This window comes from Rhodococcus jostii NBRC 16295 (genome assembly GCF_001894825.1).
GTDB classification, from domain to species: domain Bacteria; phylum Actinomycetota; class Actinomycetes; order Mycobacteriales; family Mycobacteriaceae; genus Rhodococcus_F; species Rhodococcus_F jostii.
On record NZ_BCWY01000022.1, the window covers coordinates 85,585 to 106,057 of the forward strand.

At 64.2% G+C, this 20,473-nt stretch carries 18 protein-coding genes and 1 pseudogene; 8 read left to right on the forward strand and 11 right to left on the reverse strand.

Annotation, left to right across the window (positions count from 1 at the left end; genetic code table 11):
• Positions 1-1,113: 1,113 nt before the first annotated feature.
• From RJ1_RS16200 to RJ1_RS16210, 3 genes are all read right to left on the reverse strand, one after another.
• Positions 1,114-1,926: an ATP-binding protein gene (locus RJ1_RS16200; RefSeq protein ID WP_073361487.1), complete on the reverse strand. Its 813-nt coding sequence runs from the start codon at positions 1,924-1,926 to the stop codon at positions 1,114-1,116.
• Positions 1,923-3,659, reverse strand: coding sequence for an IS21 family transposase (gene istA / locus RJ1_RS16205; protein ID WP_083400801.1), 1,737 nt, complete (start codon positions 3,657-3,659; stop codon positions 1,923-1,925). The genes RJ1_RS16200 and istA overlap by 4 nt, the downstream gene beginning before the upstream one ends.
• A gap of 134 nt (positions 3,660-3,793) precedes the next feature.
• Positions 3,794-4,798 (reverse strand): globin domain-containing protein, encoded by a 1,005-nt coding sequence (locus RJ1_RS16210; protein ID WP_073361489.1) that lies wholly within the window; start codon positions 4,796-4,798, stop codon positions 3,794-3,796.
• Positions 4,799-5,735: 937 nt separating this feature from the next.
• On the opposite strand from RJ1_RS16210, the gene RJ1_RS16215 reads away from it, so the two are divergent.
• The 7 genes from RJ1_RS16215 (at position 5,736) to RJ1_RS16245 (ending at position 9,880) form a co-directional block, all read left to right on the forward strand.
• Positions 5,736-6,149: a hypothetical protein gene (locus RJ1_RS16215; RefSeq protein ID WP_073361491.1), complete on the forward strand. Its 414-nt coding sequence runs from the start codon at positions 5,736-5,738 to the stop codon at positions 6,147-6,149.
• Positions 6,150-6,254: 105 nt separating this feature from the next.
• Positions 6,255-6,710 carry a hypothetical protein gene (locus RJ1_RS16220; RefSeq protein WP_073361493.1) on the forward strand — a complete coding sequence of 152 codons (456 nt, stop codon included), beginning with the start codon at positions 6,255-6,257 and terminating at the stop codon, positions 6,708-6,710.
• A 47-nt stretch (positions 6,711-6,757) separates the two neighbouring features.
• Positions 6,758-7,354 (forward strand): hypothetical protein, encoded by a 597-nt coding sequence (locus RJ1_RS16225; RefSeq protein ID WP_378382505.1) that lies wholly within the window; start codon positions 6,758-6,760, stop codon positions 7,352-7,354.
• A gap of 10 nt (positions 7,355-7,364) precedes the next feature.
• Complete coding sequence (locus RJ1_RS16230) at positions 7,365-7,898, forward strand: hypothetical protein (protein ID WP_073361497.1); 534 nt, start codon at positions 7,365-7,367, stop codon at positions 7,896-7,898.
• Between the two features lie 51 nt (positions 7,899-7,949).
• Entirely contained in the window at positions 7,950-8,654 is a 705-nt protein-coding gene (locus tag RJ1_RS16235; RefSeq protein WP_073361499.1) for a hypothetical protein, read from the forward strand.
• On the forward strand, positions 8,654-9,301 hold the full coding sequence (locus tag RJ1_RS16240; RefSeq protein WP_073361501.1) for a hypothetical protein: 648 nt from the start codon (positions 8,654-8,656) through the stop codon (positions 9,299-9,301). The genes RJ1_RS16235 and RJ1_RS16240 overlap by 1 nt, the downstream gene beginning before the upstream one ends.
• Before the next feature lie 54 nt (positions 9,302-9,355).
• Positions 9,356-9,880, forward strand: a complete 525-nt coding sequence (locus RJ1_RS16245) for a hypothetical protein (RefSeq protein ID WP_073361503.1) — start codon at positions 9,356-9,358, stop codon at positions 9,878-9,880.
• A gap of 178 nt (positions 9,881-10,058) precedes the next feature.
• On the opposite strand, the gene RJ1_RS16250 is transcribed toward RJ1_RS16245, so the two are convergent.
• The 3 genes and pseudogenes from RJ1_RS16250 to RJ1_RS46755 form a co-directional block, all read right to left on the reverse strand.
• Positions 10,059-10,931 (reverse strand): phytanoyl-CoA dioxygenase family protein, encoded by an 873-nt coding sequence (locus tag RJ1_RS16250; protein ID WP_240320066.1) that lies wholly within the window; start codon positions 10,929-10,931, stop codon positions 10,059-10,061.
• A 258-nt stretch (positions 10,932-11,189) separates the two neighbouring features.
• Positions 11,190-11,731 (reverse strand): annotated as a pseudogene (locus RJ1_RS16255) (enoyl-CoA hydratase-related protein); the annotation flags it as partial.
• Positions 11,732-12,005: 274 nt separating this feature from the next.
• On the reverse strand, positions 12,006-12,149 hold the full coding sequence (locus RJ1_RS46755) for a hypothetical protein (protein ID WP_162850409.1): 144 nt from the start codon (positions 12,147-12,149) through the stop codon (positions 12,006-12,008).
• Positions 12,150-12,452: 303 nt separating this feature from the next.
• Here RJ1_RS46755 and RJ1_RS16265 point away from each other — a divergent pair, with 303 nt between their 5' ends.
• The gene (locus RJ1_RS16265) at positions 12,453-12,935 is read left to right on the forward strand and encodes a hypothetical protein (protein WP_240320067.1); all 483 of its coding nucleotides are present in this window, start codon (positions 12,453-12,455) and stop codon (positions 12,933-12,935) included.
• A gap of 1,572 nt (positions 12,936-14,507) precedes the next feature.
• Here the strand turns inward: RJ1_RS16265 and RJ1_RS16275 are convergent.
• The 5 genes from RJ1_RS16275 to isoF all read right to left on the reverse strand — a co-directional run bounded on the left by RJ1_RS16275 (position 14,508) and on the right by isoF (position 20,473).
• Positions 14,508-15,428 (reverse strand): AraC family transcriptional regulator, encoded by a 921-nt coding sequence (locus RJ1_RS16275; protein WP_240320068.1) that lies wholly within the window; start codon positions 15,426-15,428, stop codon positions 14,508-14,510.
• Positions 15,429-15,553: 125 nt separating this feature from the next.
• The gene (locus tag RJ1_RS16280) at positions 15,554-16,975 is read right to left on the reverse strand and encodes an FAD-dependent oxidoreductase (protein WP_073361551.1); all 1,422 of its coding nucleotides are present in this window, start codon (positions 16,973-16,975) and stop codon (positions 15,554-15,556) included.
• A complete protein-coding gene (gene gshB / locus RJ1_RS16285; RefSeq protein ID WP_255284885.1) occupies positions 16,972-18,021 on the reverse strand; it encodes a glutathione synthase in 1,050 nt (349 codons plus the stop codon). The genes RJ1_RS16280 and gshB overlap by 4 nt, the downstream gene beginning before the upstream one ends.
• Positions 18,018-19,400, reverse strand: coding sequence for an aldehyde dehydrogenase family protein (locus RJ1_RS16290; protein ID WP_073361514.1), 1,383 nt, complete (start codon positions 19,398-19,400; stop codon positions 18,018-18,020). Before RJ1_RS16290 ends, gshB begins: the two co-directional genes overlap by 4 nt.
• 35 nt (positions 19,401-19,435) lie before the next feature.
• A complete protein-coding gene (gene isoF, locus RJ1_RS16295) occupies positions 19,436-20,473 on the reverse strand; it encodes an isoprene monooxygenase reductase (protein WP_073361516.1) in 1,038 nt (345 codons plus the stop codon).

The window sequence follows — 20,473 nt, forward strand, 5'->3', positions numbered from 1 at the left end:
CGCATCGAGTTCGACGCTACTGGCGAACACCGACAGTCGAGATCACAGGAGTGTTTCCGCGGGGTGCAGAGGTGGTAACTCCAGTCGATGCACCACCGCAGCGTCTGCTGCGGTGTCGGGGCCCTGGGCTGTCCCGACTCATAGAAGCGTAGCGGTCGGTGAGTCGACTGAGGATCTGCTCAGGCGACATCGCCGAGAGCCTGGCGGCCGCCAATTCGATCGGAAGCGGCAAAACCTTCCGGTCGCTGACAGATCTGTGTCATCGTGCCCTTGTTGTCCTCGGTGGGTGGGAACCCCTGGACAGCGGCGGCCGCTCGTTCCGCAAACAAGGTAACCGTGTCATGCCCGAGCATCCCCTGCAGCGACGGCTCTCTGTCTGGACCAGGAACCGCGAGCGGCGGAGCTTGCCCTTGGCTGGCACTCTGGGCTTGCCGCGGAACGCGCGTCCGTCCAGCCCAGCCTGGGTAGGAGGCTCAGTACCGCGGCCGACGGGTGGTCGGGACTGAATGCAAGGGTCGGCTGCACCACGAGGCCGTCTTCGCAGTCGTGCGCCTCAGTCCGAGCGATAGGACGATATGCGATCACACCAGGGCGCCGGTCTGGCATGTGGTTCGACTGGGGTATGTCCGCCGTGCTCGCAGTGAGCCCTCAGGGGAGCCGGAGCAGCCGGATCTTCAGCACTAGCCGGGCAAATGTGCCGGGTAATCGTCGGGTATTGGCAGAGATGCGGTGTCGGGGATCGGGACGGCGACCTCGGGCGTGACGGCCGAGCAGCTCGGAGACCGCGCATGAGCTCGCGGTCGTAGCGGTGAGGTCCGCGCAACGTGGAGAGCCCAAAGAGTTTGCGGCGTCGGCGCTCAGTACAGCGGGTCATGGCGGATGTTACAAGCGTCGACTACGGCGGCCATCAATCGATACTTGGTTGTGCGGACCATTGACGGTGATCCCACGACTTCGATGTCGTGATCGGTCCAGTCCGCGTATCCGGCGACCACACGGCTGATCTGTCCGGTGAGTGGATCGTGGACCCCGCCCGAGGCGTGCGCCGTTCGTGTCGCTTGCCAGGGTGATGGGACCACCTCGTTGCCACGAGCATGGGACCACCCGAAGGTGTCATCGAGCATCGACCTCGCCTTCTGAACTGTCAACCGCGCCATGCCCCGGACGGGTGCGTTGCCGGTAGGACGGGCCCTCGATGACGAGGGTGTGCGCCGAGGAGGTGAGCCGGTCGATCGCCGACTGCGCGAGCAGGGCATCGGTGGTCATCGACAGCCACTCGGAGGGCTCCCTGTTCGAGCTGACGATCGTCGCCTTGCGGCGGTGGCGCTCCACGACCAACTCGTAGAAGTCGTTGGTCTCGGTCGCGTCCAGGGGCCGAAGCGCAAAATCGTCGAGGACCAGGAGATCGACGGTGGCGATGCGCCGCATCTCCGCCTCGACCGAGTTGTCGAGCCGGGCGGCGCGCAGACGGGCGAACAGCTTGTCGGCGCGGGCGCAGAGCACCGTCATCCGGCGCCGGATCGCGACGTGCCCGAGGGCGGTCGCCAGGTGCGTCTTGCCCACCCCCACCGGTCCCAGAACCAGAACCGAGTGGCCGGCCTCGGCGAACCGCAGCGACACCAGATCCGACAGCAGGGATCGGTCGTAGCGGAGGTCGTCGAGGGCGTTCCAGGTGCCGATTCGCATCGACTGATCCAGACCGGCCTTCGCCGACCGTAAAGTGGCCGAGCGTGATTCCCGCCGGGATACCTCGTCGGCGAGCAGCAGCTCCAGGAATGCGACGTGGCTGAGCTGGTGCTGGCGGGCCAGGGCGAGTCGCTCGGGCAGGGTGTCCTTGAGGGCGCCGAGTTTGAGTGTTTTGAGGAGGGCGATCAGGTCGGCGCCGATCGGATCGACCGGCCCCGTGGGGGCGGGTGGGGTGGTCATCGTGGCTCCTTCGTGTCGGTGTTGCCGCCGAGGATCACCGTCAGATGCCCGGTCCTCTCGGTGGCACTATCGGTCCCGGCAGTGGCAGGGGTGGTTCGCTCGGTGGCAACGCCGGTCCCGGTAGTGGCGACGCTGGTCCCGGTGGTGGCAGGTGTGGTCCTGTCGGTGGCGAACTCGGCGGGGTCGCGGGTGAATCGGGACGGTGCCGCCGACCCGGCGGCCGGCAGCAGCGGTGCGGTGGTCTCGGTGGCGCGTTCGAGCATCGAGGCGATCTTGCTCACCGACACCACATCCAGATCCAGCGCCGTCGAACATGCGGACTCGACCGGGCCGGGCCCGTAGCGGCGGACCAGCCCGAGCAGCCGGTAGACCGCCCTCATCCGGATCCAGGGCAACGGATCGTCGAGCAGTCTTTCGGCGTAGATGCCGATGGCGCGGCCGTGCCCGGCGCAGGTGCCGATCAGTCGGTCCAGGTCCCGCATCGCGTATCCGACCTTCTCGGTGGGCAGGTCCTCCGGGTCGGTGCTGCGCCCACCGGCGGGCTGGCGCGGGTGCACCTTCACCAGGTTTCCGCGGGCGTAGAACTTCACCAGCGCACTGTCGGCCCGGGCCTCGAGCACACTGCCGATCCACTGTCCCGGGATCGAATACAGTGCCTTGGCGACCTCGGCATGGAAGTCGCGGTGCACCTTGACCTGTTTGAAGATCGGCACGTCGTAGACCGGTGGGACGGGCAGCAGCATCGGTGCCTCGTCCTCGTCGAACACCTCGAGTGGGCGGGCGGCGGTGGTGCCGTGGGTCCGCATCCCGGCGGTGTCACGGCACCACGCTTCGGCACGCTGTTGCGCCTCGGCGAGATCAGCGAAGTCCTCACCGGCCCAGTAGTTTCCACGTACATATTGAACTGCGCGCTCGACCCTAGGTTTGTCCTTTGGGGATCGGATCCGGGCCGGGTCCGTCACGAACCCGGTGTGCTGGGCGTAGTCCAGCCAGCCCTGCGACAGCCGCGGGTTGACCGCGTCCGCGTCGGTCACCACCGGTCTCAGGTTATCGGGGATCAGGACCTTGAAGACACCTCCGAAGAAGGTCCACGCCGCCTCGCAGCCGGCGATCACCGCCGCCAGGGTCTGCGAGTACGTCAGCCACACGAACATGTGCCGCGAGTACACGGCGGTGAAGATCAGTGCGTGCACCTTGCGGCGCCGCCCGGTGTCCGGATCGGTCAGATAGCCCAGGTAGCCGAAGTCGATCTGGCATTCGTTGCCGGGATCGCCGTCGACGATGCGGACGGTGGTGTCTTTGCGGCCGAAACCGCACCGCTCGGTGGCGAATCGGTGCAACGTCCGATACGGCACCACACAGCCCTGGCGGGCCAGCAGCGTTTCGATCTTGGTGATCGTCAGCGGTGGATGGTTCCCCTCGCCGGCCACCCACGCCCGAATCTGGTCCTCGAATCCCAGCAGCTGGTCCCAGGCGGCGCCGTGTCCGCTCGGGCGGGCCGGGCGCACCGCCTCGATCACCGTCCCGATCAGCCCGTCGTCGAGGGCGTCGACACCGTCGCCGCGCTGCAGCCCCGCGGCCTGGGCGGCCTCGATGTATCGGCGCACGGTCTTGCGGTCCACCCCGCAGTGCGCCGCAATCGTGCGCAATCCCGGCGGCCGGGACCCGGGCACCCCGAGCCAGACCCGGAGCACTTCCTTGACTTCGTTCACATTGACCTCCCGAAACGCCATGCCCGTCCGCCTTCGTGACCGGGGATACCGACACGACGATCCAACGAGCGATCCGACGGGACTTCGGCGCGACGCGCCGGGGTGGTCCCATAACTGGCAATCCGAGTGGTCCCATGAGGGTGGCAGAAATCAGGTCAAGACGGTCCCATGCTCATGGCAGGCGACACCGTTCGCGAGACCCACCATGGATTGTCGCTGTACTCGGTTACCGTAATGACGGTCAGCCGCGGATTCGTTCGCGTCAATGCCCACAGCATGTCGAGGTCGTACAGGTCACATGGGTAGGTGCCGCCGACAAAGAGATGCGTCCGAGGGTTGTCGCCGCGCTGCGCGGTTTCGATCAACTGCGCTCGCAAAGGAGCGATTCCGGTGCCTTCACCGATCATGTGCCGACTTCGGCGCGGTTCTCGCCACACACCGAGGGAACCAAGTGGTGATCCGATCAGCCAGGTGTCGCCGATCTGTGATTCTCCGACGATCGCGGGACTCACCCAGCCACCGGATACTCGTCGGACATGGAACTCGACGATCCGGTCCGGAGTGGGTGGCGTTGCCAACGACAGGTAGCGCCACATTCTGGGACGGTTCGGTACCTGCACGCTGACATACTGTCCCGGTTCATACGACATCGTGTGGTCGAGTTCCAGCCGCACGATGGCGAGGTCGCCGAGTACTCGGCGGTGTTCGATCACCGTGCCCACACGCGTCGGCGGTCCCTCGTCGGAGTTGGCGGCCTCGGTCATGATCGAGGCAATGAGTGCGATCGTCAGTCGCCACGCGTGATCCGTCTCGTCGGTCCAGAGTTCAGGTCCGGCAAGGTCGGCCAGCGCGGCGGCGAATGCCTCACCTACGGCGATGTAGTGCTCCTCTGTGACTCCGTATTTGCGGTGATCTCGTCCGAGTTGGGCTAGCAGCGGGAGTACGGATTCCGGCGTCTCGAGTTGGTCGATGACGTACCTGATCGCCCGCATCAGCCGATCGCGTTGCGTGTCCATCGCTGCCGGGAAGTGCTGGCGGGTCTCGGGATGCGTCGCAAACAGAATGGCGTAGAAGGAACGTGCGAACTTCTCCTCGCCCTCAGGGATCGCTCCGATAGATTTGAAGCTTGATCGGACGAGTGAAATCGTCAGGGGATCCACGGCAATCGGTGCCCTCTTGTTTTCGTTCAGAATGGTTCGTGATGTCGATTCTGTCCTCCCCCGGATGAATCACGCTGATCGTGGTGACGTGAGCGGCGTGCCGGGGTGGAGCGAGTGTAGATGATGCTGAAGCGCTGAACAGCGCCTACGTCGATCGGGCCGACCGAATGGCGGCGGTTCGCATTGCACCGGGCCTCGTGATCGAGATGTCTGGTCCGTCGTAGCTGACGATGCGATGTGGGGTCGCGAGTTCTCCAGGCCAGTAGTCGCAGGGGTGTTTGGTCCTGTCTGCAGGCGGCCAGCAGTCGGCGGCGGTGACGGCGGTCGGCACTGAGGGCATCGTCAATCTCACCTCATCGATTGGGCGGATGGATCCTGTCGGTTTCCGTTTCGCGGATTTGGGCGACTCCATCCGGGTGTTTCTCTCGGATTACACACCTGGTGGGGCGTTCGCGGGCACGCCGTGGTGATTTTCGGTCGAATACGAAACGAATCAGCAGGATTCCACTACCAATTGGCGACCGCAGCGATCACCTGCTCGGGTCTGCGGCAGACTGCGGCCTGCCGCACTTGTGACGGCGCGGCATGGTCTGGCCGAACAGGTTCACGACACGAACTCGAATCTGCGGGGTTGAATCACGGCGCTTCATCGTTGGTTGGTGTGGATCGGCAGGCGCGAATGTGTCTCCGACCTATGGGTAGTCCGGTGATTGCCCCGGCAGGGCCGCGCATCAGGGATCTTTCATGTCGCAAAAGCTGACAGAAATTAGTAATTGACGAGTGAAAAATCAATGCCTACGGTAATTCTGGATGTGAGCGGTATCACTCGGCACTGTCGCGGCGTGCTGTGCGTCAGCGCCGAGGCTCCCTCCAGTCTAGTGAAATGTGCATCTGCACAGCCTATTTGAGACAGATTTACCGAAGAGGAGTCGAACCGATGACCGACAAGCTGTTGTTTTTCTCGCAGGAGTGGTGCGAACTGGCGCTCGAGGCTGTCAACGCGAACGCGGAGGTGTACAAGGGATTCAAGGACCCCGATTCGTTCACCAACCGTATGGAATTCGGCACCATCGGTAAAGACGATGTGGCCTGCCATATCGAGTGGGAGCAGGCCAAGATCATCTCCTGGACGATCCGCAAGTTCGACGAGAGCGACCTGTGGTTGAAGATCAACGGAACCCTCGAGACGTGGCAGCGCGCGGCCGAGGGCGACGCCGAAGGCGGAAAACTGCTGCTGGCCGGAAAGGTCAAATTCGCCAAGGGCCCGATGTCGGCGGCCATCGAAAACGCCGGCGCCTTCAACAATTTCCTGTTGTCGTGGGGGCAGGTGCCCACGGACTGGGACGTGTGACCCGATAATAAACGGCCCGTGTGGGACTTGCGTGTTCTCGAGGCGAGTCCCGCGCAGGGGCCGATGTGACATATCGCCGACCCCTGCTGTGAAAGGCCATGATCAATGACCACTGTTGAATCCGAGACATACCCGGTCACCCTGTACGACGGGGAGGACGCGAACGGCGTTGCCAGCATCGTCGGGATGCTGATCGGGCAGAACATCGAAAACTTCCCGTCCCGAGTCAAGTTCGCACGCAAGATCTCGCGGCCGGTGTCGATCTACAGCACCGACACCGACAGTGCCTGCACGATCGTGTTCGGCGCCGACGAGGCAATTGTCTACAACGACATCGTGGGTCGGCCCAGCGTCACCATCAGTGCCAGCGTGGATCAGATCCTCGACGTGTCACAATTGCCGATGAAAGCAGGCGGGCTGATCCCGGTGGGCTTCTTCACCAACCGTGGGATGACGGTGCTCGGCGGAATCCTCACTCACAAGCTCGTGGTAAAGGGTCTTCTCACCCACACCCTGACGGCATTGCGCACCATTGCGCTGGTCTCGGTCGTCGAGTCATGACGGCGATCTCGGGCCGGAACCGTCACACCCTCGATGCCGAGGCCACTATGCCGATCGCATCACCCGATGAGATCGCACCGGACGGATTCGCCGAGCAGCCGCGGCGCGCCTCGACCCGAATGAATGTGGCGCGCGTCCTCGTGGTTCTCGCGCTGATTCCGGTGGGTGCGCTATACCTGTATCCCCGGATCTACGACTTGACGGCCACGCCCTATCGGCTCGACCAAGCGGTGGTGTCCGCCGGCAACTACAACCCCGCACTGGATCAGATCGTCGAACACGAAAAGGTCACACTGGCCGCGTTCGACGCGCTCGACAAGATGAAGTCGTCATTGGCGAGTGTCCTGAGCACCGATGCGGCCGTGACCACCGAACTCAACACCCTCACCGGGCAAATCGCCGGCGACGTGCAGAAGACCCTCGACCTCGCCGGCGCGAACGTAAGCGATCTCGTCGCCTCGCTCGACACATTGACCGCGCACATCGGCTCACTACAGCAGCCGGTCGACGGCGCCACGGCGGCTGTCGCCGCCGACCGCGCCACCTTGGACGCCATCCTCACCGACGCACGATCCACCGCCGCAAAGGTCCACAGCGCCCGCCTGTCAGCGGAAGAATCGGCCAACGACCTGTCTGGAAAGTAGGAGAAGTACCGTGATTTTCTTCGGACGCCGCGGCGGGCCGGCGCGCCTGGTTCTCTCGATCGTCGCGGTGGGTGTTCTCGGCCTGCTCGCCTTCGTCGTGTTCAACCTGAACACCCGACTCGACAACCAGCAGCGCGCCAACGAGACGAGCATCTCAGCCTCCCAAGGCATCGTCGACGTCAATGACCGACTGACCAATCAGCTCCACCAGCTCACTGAACTCACCCGCACCGCGCAGACCGCACTCGATGCCACCTCCGCGCTCGGGCCGTTGCTGACCAAGCTGGATGAAGCGATCACCCCAGTAGCGCAGATGCTTGCCAGCAGCACCGACGTGGCACAACTGACGAACGAGCAACTGGCCAACATCCAGGGCATCCTCGGCGAGGTCCAGAACACCGTGCTCCCGCTCGTGTCGTCAGCGGAAGCGTTCGGCGACCAGGGACGCCAGCTGCTGGCCATCGTTCAGGGCCTCGTCAGCGACCTGCAGGGTTCGGTCGCGGCCGCGCAGACCATCAACCAGATGCTTCCGCTCCCGGGCTGAACCCACCTTCTTCCTCCAACCGATCTGTACCTACTCTCGACTGGACGTGAAATGCAGCAGGGCACCGACTTACCGCCAGAGGCGTACCCTAGCCGAGGCCTGGCCGGACTTCAGCGACTCGACATCCCAGCATCGGCGCTGCCATACCGAAAGGGCGTTCTGCCCCACCGACTGGACATACCGAATGCTGCGACACCCAGTTCCACCGGGTTTGCCATCGCAACCGAATGGATGGGCCGCCTCGCTGCGGTGCTGGCTGTGGTCCTGTTCGGGCTGGTGTTGGCGGCCATCCACAAGGGTGAGCTCGTCCAGGGCAGCGCGCGCACGATCGTGGACAACTTCCGGCTGACCAACGAGTACTTCGCCCAACGGGCAGATCTCACAGCCCCGGCCACGGCCCACAAGCAACTCGATGAGCTGGCAGGGGTGTTGGCCCAGCTCAATACCGCAACTGCCGCTGACGTCGACCACCTGGCTGCGTTGCTGCCGGATGCACGTGCGTTGCTCGCCGCCGGGGAAGGCGACACCCAGATCGCAGGACAGCTCGAGACCGTTGCCGCCACGTTGCAGGGCTCCGCGGCGTCGCTGCATCAAATTTCGGCGGACGCGAACACCACCGTGAGCGACGTGAACAACGAACTCAGCACTGCGATCGATCTTGTGAACGCACTCAACGCGGAGCTGACTCGGACGACGAACAAACTTGCGCTGGTTCCTGAACAAGGAGCCTTCATTCCTGCACCGGGAGGCAACTGATGATCACCAAGAAGGCATGGCTCGGGGTAGTGCTGGGACTGGGCCTGGCACCTGCTGTGCTGCTCTGCGCCGTCAACGGGTTCCTTCCCGGACTCGGCGACGTGGTCGACCCGCTGGGGCGACCGTCGCAGCTGAGTCTCGAGGTCATCGATTCTGCCGGCCAGTTCGACACATTGACGTCGATTCTCGTCCCCAAACACGCCCGGCTGGCCGCCGATATCCAGGCGTTGGACCCGCTGGCAACCGACCTGGAGGGCCTGACCGACAAGGCGGGAGAGCTGACGGGACAGGCCAAGACACTCAATGCCTCCACTGGCACAGTCAGCACGATCGCCTCCCCGTTGCCCGACCTCGTTGCGAACGTGACCGCCCGTGCCAACCAGGCCAGCCCGACGGTGGCGGGACTGTCGACGGCGGTCGGCTCGGTCACCACGCAACTCGAGGCCATCAACCAGGGACTGACCACGATCGAGGGCACCCTGGGAACCCTTGGCCCCAAGGCCACTGCCATCGCGGCGACCCTGGCGAACGTCGAGGAAGAGGCCCGGCACATCCAGGAGCTCGGACCGCTGCTGGCGGCAGTCGGGCCCCCGGTCAATTCCCTGAACCTCCCCGCTCTCGGCGTCGCGACCACCCCCAACCCGTAACGCTCGGACTGGTCAGGTACTGACACGGCACGAGTGAAAGGCAGAACACACACCATGTTTCGGCTCTCCTGGGCGATTGCCCTGGCATTCACCATTGCACTCTTGTGCGGCATTCTGATCGTCACGCGAGACTTGAGTATCACCAACGACATCTTCAAAGACGGTGTCAATCAGGCGAAGATCGTTGACAAGACCACAAACGACGCACTATCCGGGGCGAAGGAATTGCCTCCGGCAAACGCCGCGATCAACCAGGGCCTTCCGGAAGTCGTCGGGGTGCTCAACTCCCTCACCCGCGCGGACCAGACCCTCGGGGACCTGGGCACCCAGCTCCAGGCGCTCGGTGACGCCCTGAAGTCCGCGGATGCCCCACTCGGCGGCATCATCGACGCAGGTGCAGCTGCTACCGATCAGGCCAATGCCGCCGCCGTTCCCGCGGAGCAAATCGTGTACACCCTGGCGGACGCCGACGCGAAAGTACAAGCACTCGCCCCGTTGTTGGACCAATCACTCGCGCTCGGACAAACAATCGACGAGAAGCTGCGGATCGCGCTGATCCTGCCGGTCGTCGGAAACTGACACGACACCGACGCTGGGTGAGCGACAAGACCTTCGATACTCCGGGCAACACCCGGAGTATCCGAGGTCGTGTGGATCCGGACTCGATACCTCGGTCCACTTCGGATCGGGTGCGGCTGAGCCGACACCCGGGGACAGTGACCACATCGCGGGAAACGTCCTGTGATGCCGGCGCATCTCAGTCTTGGCGAAGGGTGTCCTGCCACACAACGGGAAACAGATCACCGCTGATCGGTGAGCCGGGGGTCATCGGAGGGACAGAGAACCCGCCGGTGCTGGCAATATGGTCGAAGCTGGTGCCGGGCCTCGGATCCCAGACGACTTGGTCGCCGGTGAAGATCGTTGTGACGGCGCGGCGGAGGTGACTGGAATGGTTGGCGGGCGATCCGTGGACGGTCTTCGGATGGTGCAGCAACGCATCGCCCGGCTCGGCGTCACCAATGAACCATTCATGGCGGTCGTAGTCGGTGGAGAAATCGGGTGGTTCGGGGTAGGGCGAACGTTGATAGACGGCAGCAACCTCAGGATTGCCGCTGAAACTGCGGGGTCGGTAGACCGGACCGAGGTGTGAGCCTTTCAAGTAATGAACAGCGCCGTTGTCGGTTGTGACGGTGTCGAGCGGGACCCAGATACGGAAGTACTGATCACCGTCGATAGGCAGATAGGCGAAGTCCTGGTGGAAGGGCGCACCCTGCGCCGACCCCGGCTCCTGCGCGAACACCTGGTCGTAGAAGAAACGCAGCGACTTCACTGCAGGATGGATTTGGCGGGCAATGTTCTTGGTCGGCCCGCACAGCGCCCAGGCGTCGAACGCCGAGTCGACGAAGCGAGGAAAGGCCTGGGAGAAGAAGCGAGGCTGACCCGGGGACGTGTAGTTCTGAGAGGTGGCGTGCACGTCGGTCATCAGCCGATCCACCGCGGTCCGGAGGTAGTCGATCCACGACGGAGCGATCACGGCTTTGAGTCGAGTAACTCCATTGGCAGCGAAATCCGCCCGCTCCTCGTCGGTGATCTCGCGGAGCAGCAGCTCGGTGGGATGGTCGGTGGTCATTGGCATTCCTTTGCAGGTGATGACCGCGTCAGCGCGGCGGTCATTGTGATGTCCCTCGTCTCCGGCGGGGCAGTGATGGCGCGGAGCGGTGCTACCGAAGCGGACCTTGCTTTCTGATTACGGTTCTTGGGTCTGATTACACAGAGGCGGCGCGGGTGGCGCCGGCCGTCAGCGTGATCATGCGGGAATCTGCAACGAATAGGCAGAATCCTTGTGCCCGCGGGGCACAGAAGCGGGCGGGTCCCTCCGGCGCTCAGCGGTGAGTGAAGGCGCGCGTTTCTCGATGAACGCGGGCATGCCTTCCTTCTGGTCGTCGAGTCCGAACGTCGTGTGGAATGCCCTCCTTTCGTATCGCAATCCCTCGCCGAGCGTGGTCTCGAAGGAGAGCGCGCAGCGCGTCCGGTTAGTAGTAGGGCCTTGGCCTTGCCTTTGCCGATTGCCCGACTATGACGTTGTGAGCCGCCGAGACCGGGGGTCACGCCCAAGGTGACGTCGGGCCGGCCGAGTTTCGCGGTGTCAGCCGCGATGACGAGGTCGCACATCATCGCCACCTCGCAGCCGCCGCCGGGCGCGTATCCGGCTACGGCAGCGGTGGTCGGCTTCCGTACCGCTGCTTACCGTGCTCCGAGCCGGTCAGGACGATGGCGCCGATTCCCGGGTCGTTCTCTCGGTCGTCGAGCGTTGCGATGACGTCCGCACGCATCGCAGTGTCGAGGGCGTTGAGCGCATTGGTCCGATTGAGTGTGACAGTACCGACCCGGCCCGTACGGCTCGAGCAGGATCGTTTCGAACTCGTGCACCGCTGTTCCTTTCGGTCCCGTCTTGATTGTGGCCTGTGTTGGGTTTGTGAAAATGCCGATGTCAACGCGGTAAGGAGTCCCGTCACCAGTCATGGGTGTGGTTCGGGACGCTGGCAGAATCCATCCGCACGTGCTCCGCGCCGGGGCTGCCGAATCCTGCGACCCGGCGGCTAGGCGGGTAGTCGCGTGCCCCGAGGTCGGCCGCGGCGCCGAAGTGCGGGCGGGGAACCCGGAGTCCTGCGGACTACCACCGGTAAACACCGGTGCGACTATGTCATTGGGTGGTGAGCACCGCCGCAACACCTACCGTCGCTGCGATCACGATCACCGACCAGAGGATCAGATCCCACAGTCGGCATTGTGCTCGGGACTCGTCCCCATGGACGGCCGGCGTCACCAAACCCGATTGTCTTTTCATCCGTCAACACCTCATGACCTCGACTGGTACGGACTCGAATCCCCGCCATGACGCAGCGGTGCGCCTGGGGTTGGTTGGCATGGTCCGGTTCTGCATCCGACCGACCGGCCGTCCCGATTGCTGTGCCAGTCCCGCTCGGCTAGCATCTGTGTGCAACGAAAACCTTTCACGACTAAGAAAGTCTATCTCGAAAATAATTGACTGGAGATCTTTTCACTCCTATGATTATGTGATCCACAACACAATGTTGGGATCGGGTGCAGGCCCGGAAGGACGATCGGATTCACAGAAGAGGCGCGACCAATGGACGCGACGGACGAATTTTTCAGCTGGACCTCACGGCGAACCGTCATCGGGGCGGGTCATCTAGCCTCGACGGCGTCGGGACTGCGACGGGTCCATGGTGATTCGGCGGGCGATCTGCCGCAGCGCGGCCTGGACGTCAGGCTCGTGGTTGCAGGACGCCACTGCCGCTTGATCACCTTCACTCATGGCGGCGATGACTACGTCGTCGTCGTCATCGGTTCGGTTCGCGGCCGACGCGACGTGCCCATCCGGGCGGTCGACGAGGAGTCGTTACTGGTAGATGCGAGCCGGAGTGCGACGTCCGCGGAGATCCTGATCGGGATTCCGATCGATCCGAGGACGGCAAGTCCCGAGCGGTGCCGCGAACGGATGCTGGCTTCCCAGCTGTGCCACGGCGGCCCGATCCGGCAGATGCTCGGTGTGACGGGGGTTCACTCGGTCCTGGTGCCGGTGCTCGCGCCCGCCAATCATGCGGCGTAACCGCCTGTCTGTCACGGTGAGGGCCCACGGGAATGCCGCCCCTTGCTCGACGAATCATGGGGGTGGTACGCGGGCGGAGGCGCGCGGTGCAGCACCGAATACAGATGGTCCCCAGTGGGGACAGAGAGCAGGCTTTCGTGCCATTCTTGGAGAAGTTCTTCACCGCGATTCTCACTCTGACCGGCGCCAACTTCGGTGCCTGGCCTCTGGACGAGGAACAGGATTGAGACGACGGCACCTTCTGGTGGGAACAGGAATGATCGAGTCGGGCCTGGCGGTGCAGCTGGTGCAGGAGTGCCTATCGCCGACTGCAGCAGAGAAATCGGCCGCAGATCTCGGCCGGAGCCCTGGTGAAACGATGGTGAAGCGAGCCTTCAGTATTCGAGACCGTCGACATCGCCTTTCTCGGCGGGTGAGGCGGCGGATTGGTTGTCGGTGTGGACCCCTTGTCGAGGGCTGGCAGGGCAGCGCACGGACCTCCACCGCTTGCGCCAGACCTCAGCCGCATATGGCGCGCATGGAGTGGGGGGACTGCGCAAGTGCGGCATGGAATACGCAACCTGAGGGTCAGCGCGAAAGCGACTGGCACTCCCGTATTCCGTCGCCGCGCCGAGACCCCCAATGTCGAAGTCCTCAGTACAGATCAGATCTGTGAATTTCCATGAACTCTCGTAAGTATAGCCACTGGCGTCAGAGGCGTCGCGCCGCGTGGATCGAAGCCAACCGCCCATCCAATCATCCGGACCCCGAGGCGGAGCGGCTCATCGAGTTCGCCGTCGTCTGGGCACCGTTCGGGGGAGCTGCCGAGGAGGACATCCTTGTGAACTTCGGAATGACAACGCGGCGGTTCATCGAGCGATTGTGGCAGGTCATTCCTGAATCGAATTGTGTCCAAGACGAGATACGCAGGTTAGCGAGCGCATACCCGCACCACCGCCGACACCGACGGCCCGGCGGCTGATGGTCCGACAAGCCCCAGGAACTGGTGCACGAAACCTGAGCAAGCACACTGCAGCCGGAGTGATCGTGGAAGTGCCGTAACTGCAATGGCATTCTCGACTTGCGCTTCCCCGGGAACTGTTTCAGGCGCCCGTTCCGGAGGACATTGCAGCCGAGCCTCGGCTGGGGTGTACGAGCTGGCTCACGCATCGCTAGCCCGAGCACGCCGGCGGCAACCAAGACCGCGCCCGGAACAAGGAACCGCAGGGTCAGGGCGGTCGTCGACGTGTGCGAGGTGGGAATACACTGGCTGGCGATTGGAAGCTCGCGACGTTCCCTTGATGCCGTCGAGAAGTCTCTGGACGCGGGGGAGTGCGGCGTTGTGCTGGCCGACGCCGGTGGCCACGTCGGGGTAATTCTGCGACATGAAGTTCTGGAACTGAGCCGGGTCCGTTTTCAAGGCCCCGCGAGTGTTGGGAGTGTCTGCTCCTGCAATCGATCGGACATCTCTTGAAGGGCAGTAATGTCTGGTTAGGTTCGACACGTTGCGCGGATCCAGTGCTGCACCGATGTGTGAGGTCGGATGCATCGCGGTGTCAATTTCACGGGACGACATCCGCCGACTTTCGCGTATCAGTGGCCTGCGGGGAAGTGCAAGATTTCTGCGGTTCTCGCATCGACGCCGGTGTGACGGTCGACGACTTCCACTGCAGCGCAATGGTACTTCCCGTTCGCATATTCGCGGGGTGTGACCGCGTACCGACGTTTGAACTCGGTGATGAAGTGGGATGCGCTCGAATAGCCCACGGCGCGTCCCACTTCGCTCACCTTGTTGCCGGATCCGGTGATGAGCATGCGTCGCGCAGCGTCGAGTCGCTCGGATTTGAGGAACTGATAGGGACTCACGCCGATCGTCGCACGGAAGGTGTGCGCAAAGGTCGACTCACTGAGCTGAACCTCCCGCGCGATGTCGTTCACGGTGATTGATTCAGTGAGGTGAGACCTGATGTACTCGATCGCCGCCCGCGTGGGATCGGCGTCGGACTCCCGTGAGGCAACTTCCAGCGGATCTTGGCAGCATACGATCTGCAGAAGGCGATACACGATCTCCTGCAAACAGATCGGCGCGAGTACTCGCTCGTCAAGTTCGCCATCGAGTGCGCGAAGAAACCGGAGAACGGAGTGGAGTAGTCGTGCTCCCACACCGAAGGTGCCGCTGCACTTGTTGCCACTTGCACGGCCACGGCGGGTGATCGGCACCGCCGATGCGTCACTGACCAACACGTCTGTCGATACGCGGCGAATGATTGCCGTGTCGATCTGCAAAAACATCGCGAGGAAGGGAGCGTCGGCGGAGGCCTCGACCACTTCTATCGCGGGGCTCAGCCGGTCCGTGAAGACAACGCCGTCGAGGGGGCCGCAAGCGTGCGCGGTGCGATCGATTACCACCGACAGATGTCCCTGGACGACAAGACAGAAGGTGATGCCCGGTGCCGGCTCCCACAGATACGGTCCGGGGGCATCGAACCGGCAGACGGTCAGCCCCGGCCGCACCTCCCGGGCCCCGACCCCGCCCGCCCAGCAGTCCAGTTCGGCGAGCAACTCCTCCATCGGCATCGCCTGGGTCACACTTTCCACAACTGTGCCTTTCGTCCGGAGCGGTGGATGATTCGGCGCGGTCACATCCGATCCGACAGGCGGCGCGCGGCGAGCTGAATCGCCTCCCACACCGTGGCGAATGGTGGGGCGTACGAGAGATCCATCGTGGCAAGGTCGTCGACGCTCATCTCGCCCCACAACACCGCGGCGGCAGTGTCGATCCTCTTGGCTGACTGAGCCCCGCCCACGATCTGGACGCCGAGCAATCGCCGCGTACGACGATCAGCAATGATCTTGGTGGCGATCGGCGACCTTTCCGGCATATAGCCACTGGCTGTGCCGCCGACAGTGACCAGAGATTCCACGTCGTACCCCGCCTCGGTCGCCTCCCGGGTCCCGAGGCCCGTACGGGCGACCTCCACGTGAGTGCCGGCGGATACGAAGCGGGTGATGGCGGTGCCCAGCACGCCCGGAAACGCGTGCGATCCGCCGAGGACGTCGTACCCGCAGATGCGCCCCTGCTTGTTCGCATGAGTGCCCAGTGGCGCAAGGACGTACTTCCCGCGGATTCGTTCGATGACCTCGCAGCAGTCCCCGGCGGCCCATACGCCCTCGGCGACCTCTTGTCGCTCGTTGGGCAAGTAGCCACCCTGTTCGCCGATGGGCAACCCGGCGGCCACGCCGAGTTCGGTGGCCGGGCGCACACCGAGTCCGAGGACGACGACGTCGGTGGGGTAGACCTGGCCGTTGCTGGCGGTGACCGACCGAACGTGGCCATCGACGATGTCGATATCGGCGATCGTGGTGTTAGTGATGACGTCGACTCCGCCGGCTTGGACGGCCTCGCGGACCCTCTCACTCATATCGCTGTCGAGGCTGCTCATCACAGCACTGCGGGTCAGGAGCGTGGTGCTGAATCCGCGTTGCACCATCGCTTCCGCCATTTCGACGCCGATGTACCCGCCGCCCACCACCGCCGCGCGGCGACGGATGGCTATTCCACCGCGTGATCGGCGAGAGACGAGATCGAGCCAGTGCCGGGCATGATCGAGATCCTTGACCGGGTGCACGCCTCCCACCAGCTCACCCCCGTCGGTCACCGCCCACTGCGGAATGATCGGATGGGCACCGGTGGCGAGGACAAGCTTGTCGAATCGGACGACCTCCTCACCTCCGGCGTTGTGGGCGTAGGTCACCGTGCGAGTGTTCAGGTCGATCTTCGTTGCGGTGACGTTCATGCGGAGGTCCACTCCCATCGCCCGATGCTTCTCGGGCGTGCGAGCGCTCAATTCATCGGTCGCGCCGACCGTCCCGGACACCAGATACGGGATGCCGCATGCAGAATACGAGGTGTCGGAGGTTTTCTCGAGCGCGATCACATCGACGTCGCGCCCCGCGGCTTTCGCGCTGCGCAGCGCCTGATGGGCTGCGCTCATACCCGCGGCGTCGGCGCCGATGACGACGATCCGCTCGCGCTTTTCCGTTGGGTCCGCCGTGGTCATCGCACCTCCGTCATGTTCGTGCACCGGGCGATCGCCCATTCGATCGTGTCGGCGGCAAGGTGTGTGCCGCTGAGCGCATCGATCTCGCGGATTCCTGTCGGGCTGGTCACGTTCACTTCGGTGAGCCTGTCTCCGATGATGTCGATTCCGACGAACACGAGTCCGCGCCTGACGAGCTCGGGTCCGAGTGCGTTGCAGATTTCACGATCGCGGGCGGTCACCGTGTCGCGGACGATGCGTGCACCGGTGGCCATGTTGCAGCGGAATTCATCGCCGGCGCCGCCGGTGTCGACTATGCGGCGGACGGATCCGATCGGCTTTCCGTCGAGGACGATCACGCGACGGTCTCCCGCCGTCTCCGCCTCCGGAATGAACTGCTGGACGACCACGTGCTGGTCACCGCGAACGGTGGCGGTGTCGAGTATCGAGTGCAGGTTCGGGTCATGCGGTCGCAGGAGCATGATGCCCCGGCCGGCCATGCCATCGGTGGGTTTGAGAACTGCTGTTCCCCAGGAACGTACGGCTTCGCAGATCTCGTCTCTGTCCGCGGAGACGATGGTGGGGGGACCCAGCTCGGGCATCCGCAGGGCGAACAACTTCTCGTTCGCGTCGCGGAGCCCGGCAGGGGAATTGATCAGCAGCGTCTTTGTGGGATCGACAAAGTCGAGGATGAAGGTGGCACGAAGATAGTTGCTGTCGACCGGAGGGTCGGTCCGCATGAAGATCGCCGATACCTCGTCGAGAGACAGGCGGCGGGATGCACCACTGGTGTACCAGTCAGTGTCGGCGATCCACTTGTTTTCGCTCAAGACAGCTGGGCGTAATGTCACCTCCCGGCAACGAGCGAATGCGCGCCCTCGGTCGATGCCGATCTCGCCGATGGTCGTGGTCAGCACGCGATGGCCGGCCAACTGCGCTTCCTCCATCAAAGCGATGGTGGTGTCGTGCGCAGGTGCCAGTCCGTCAAGGGGATCGGTGATGAACAGGAAGTCCAACCGAAGCCCAGAGCGGGCCTGCGAGTCGCTGAGCATCGAGGGCCCGCTCATGACGCCATCTCGCCGATAGTGCGATGCGCCGACTCCCCTGTCCATGCGGCCGGTACCAGACCGCTGTACATGGCACTTTGCGGCCCCTGTTCGCGGGCGGCGACCCCGAACCGGGTGCGGTCGTCAGCGGAATCGTCCCCCCAGATCGATGCGTAGCCGTCACGATGGTGCCGAGCGTCGAACACCCTGTCGAGGTCGGCGAGGGTGTCCCATTGGACGATGGTGAGCACGGGTCCTAGAGGTTCACGGGAGTGGGCCAGTGCATTTGCCGCAGCCTTCGACGTCGCGTCGCCGAGGTCGACGACTGTGGTGGGCAGCCGCCACCCCATTCGGTGCCTGATGTCATCGGGAATCGTTCCCCCCAGCAGTACTCGCGCGCCGCCGGCGTCCAACTCGTCGATCCGGTCGAAGGCGCGTCGCCGGATGGGTTCGCTGGGCAGGGGAGCGGCACGATTCTTGAAAAGGGTCAACTGGCCGAGAATCGCGGAGATGGCATTTTTGGCGACGTCCCGGTGCACCGCGACGGTGTGCAGCCCGAAGGGTCCGCCGGCGTTGTGGACCCGAACTGCGTCAGCGACGTCGGAGGCCATCGTCGCGAATTGGTCTTCCGCGAGTCCGGGGTAGGCGATCGCGGCGTTGCCGCCGCCGCTCAGGGTTCGCAGGGGCACGTGTGTCCGGCGTCCGGCTCGGCTTGCCCGGCTCAGCGTGGACTCGTTCGCCCGTACGTGCAGGGTCTGGAGTGCGGTGCTACTGATGAGTGCCGCGCCCACGTCGACGCCTGTGCCCTGCACGATATTGAGAACTCCGGCGGGAAATCCCAGCTGGTCTGCGATGAACGCGACCGCCACCGGTGACAAGGGACCGCGCAGCGACGGCTTGATCACGACGGTGTTGCCGGCGGCCAGTGCCGGGAAGACATTCAGGAGCATCTCCGTGAATGGTGCCCCCCACGACAGCACGTGTCCGGAGATTCCTGCGGGTGCGGGCCGGGGGTGCAGGACCTCCCGGGTGAGGATCGCGCGCGCGATCCTCAATGTCGATTCGATAGCGGCGAGCGAATCGTCGTACCCCAGACCTGTCTCGGTCGATTGCAGGCGTGCCAGTTCGGGTGCTGCCTCGGCGAGCTGGTGCAGCAGCAGCGCCAGCAGTTGGTCCCGGGTGTGTAGGTCGGACCAGGGTCCGGACAGTGCGTCACGGGCGGCCGAGATCGCCCGGTCGACGTCGAATCGCGACGAGAGCGGAACAACCGCGGTGATCGTGCTGTCGGAGGGGTTCCGGATCTCGTACTCGTAAGGCGCGGCCGGGAACACCCACCTTCCGTCGATGAGATTACGTGCATAGTGCTCATCGGTCGGTAGTTCGATGGTTTCCAGCAACATGATGGATCCTTCCGAGTTCGAGAGTGGTACTGCGTTCAGGCGATGAAACGGTCGAAGAACAGCCGGTCCGCGGAGGCCCCGCGCTCGCGCACCAGCGCTCGCAGCGCCGCATCGACCATTCCTGCAGGGCCGGCGAGATAGACATCGTGAGCACTGAGATCGGTCCAGTCTTCGGCGACGTGGTCGATCACCCGCCCTACCCGGGAAGCGGCAAACATGTCCCATCCCGCTGGCTCGTTGCCCGCGAGGTCGGGATCTTCGACCGAGACGGCGACACGGGCCCCTAGTTCGTTCAGGCGGGCGAGCCGATCGAGGAGAACGATGTCCCCGGCCATACGTGCGCCGATGTACAGGTCCACCCGCCGCGCCCGGTCCTCGACGAGAAGTTCCTCGGTGATCGCGAGGATCGGTGCCAGTCCGGTGCCGCCCGCGATGCACACCGCCGGACGATCGGACCGCGGTTGTGCGTAGGCGCGCCCATATGGTCCTTCGACCAGGATTTCCTCGCCTACCTGTACTTTTTCGAAGAGCCAACTCGATGCGGCGCCGCCGGGCTTGGCGCGAATGATGAACTCCACGGTGGTGGAGCCGGCACCGTCGGCGGGGTGCGCCATCGAGTATGCCCGCCGAACTCCGTCCGGTGATTCCAGGAGCATGAACTGCCCTGGCAGGAAGTCGATGGGTGAGCTGAAGTCGAGGGTGAACAGAGCGGTGTCGGGGGTCAGCGCTTCCCGGCCCAGGAGTCGGGAAGTCACACGCTCGGGCACTGCCTCTCGGCTCACAGTCGGACCGTCGAGTATCGGTGCCTTGACTGTGCAGTCGGCCGTGGGAATCGATTGGCACATCAGGACCCGATTGCCGCGTCGGCGATCACGTTCGGAGAGCCCGGCGGCGTCGGGCCAGAGGTTCTTGACCTCTCCGTCCACGAGTTGCGCGCGGCAACTGCCGCATCCACCGCTGGCGCATTCGTAGGGCAGGGTCAGTCCGGCCCGGAGGCCGGCCCGAAGAAGTGTCTCTTCGGGCCCGCACGCCACCGGTCTCTCGTACCCACTGAAGTTCACTGTGACAGTCAT

Excerpts from the sequence above, each read along its gene's own strand:
- RJ1_RS16265 (WP_240320067.1), top strand. The coding sequence starts at position 12,453 with ATGGACGCGACGGACGAATTTTTCAGCTGGACCTCACGGCGAACCGTC.
- RJ1_RS16215 (WP_073361491.1), top strand. The coding sequence starts at position 5,736 with ATGACCGACAAGCTGTTGTTTTTCTCGCAGGAGTGGTGCGAACTGGCG.
- gshB (WP_255284885.1), bottom strand. The coding sequence starts at position 18,021 with ATGAGCGGGCCCTCGATGCTCAGCGACTCGCAGGCCCGCTCTGGGCTT.
- isoF (WP_073361516.1), bottom strand. The coding sequence starts at position 20,473 with ATGACTGTCACAGTGAACTTCAGTGGGTACGAGAGACCGGTGGCGTGC.
- RJ1_RS16290 (WP_073361514.1), bottom strand. The coding sequence starts at position 19,400 with ATGTTGCTGGAAACCATCGAACTACCGACCGATGAGCACTATGCACGT.
- RJ1_RS16235 (WP_073361499.1), top strand. The coding sequence starts at position 7,950 with ATGCAGCAGGGCACCGACTTACCGCCAGAGGCGTACCCTAGCCGAGGC.
- RJ1_RS46755 (WP_162850409.1), bottom strand. The coding sequence starts at position 12,149 with ATGAAAAGACAATCGGGTTTGGTGACGCCGGCCGTCCATGGGGACGAG.
- RJ1_RS16200 (WP_073361487.1), bottom strand. The coding sequence starts at position 1,926 with ATGACCACCCCACCCGCCCCCACGGGGCCGGTCGATCCGATCGGCGCC.
- RJ1_RS16250 (WP_240320066.1), bottom strand. The coding sequence starts at position 10,931 with ATGACCACCGACCATCCCACCGAGCTGCTGCTCCGCGAGATCACCGAC.
- RJ1_RS16280 (WP_073361551.1), bottom strand. The coding sequence starts at position 16,975 with ATGACCACGGCGGACCCAACGGAAAAGCGCGAGCGGATCGTCGTCATC.
- RJ1_RS16225 (WP_378382505.1), top strand. The coding sequence starts at position 6,758 with ATGCCGATCGCATCACCCGATGAGATCGCACCGGACGGATTCGCCGAG.
- RJ1_RS16220 (WP_073361493.1), top strand. The coding sequence starts at position 6,255 with ATGACCACTGTTGAATCCGAGACATACCCGGTCACCCTGTACGACGGG.
- istA (WP_083400801.1), bottom strand. The coding sequence starts at position 3,659 with ATGGCGTTTCGGGAGGTCAATGTGAACGAAGTCAAGGAAGTGCTCCGG.
- RJ1_RS16245 (WP_073361503.1), top strand. The coding sequence starts at position 9,356 with ATGTTTCGGCTCTCCTGGGCGATTGCCCTGGCATTCACCATTGCACTC.
- RJ1_RS16240 (WP_073361501.1), top strand. The coding sequence starts at position 8,654 with ATGATCACCAAGAAGGCATGGCTCGGGGTAGTGCTGGGACTGGGCCTG.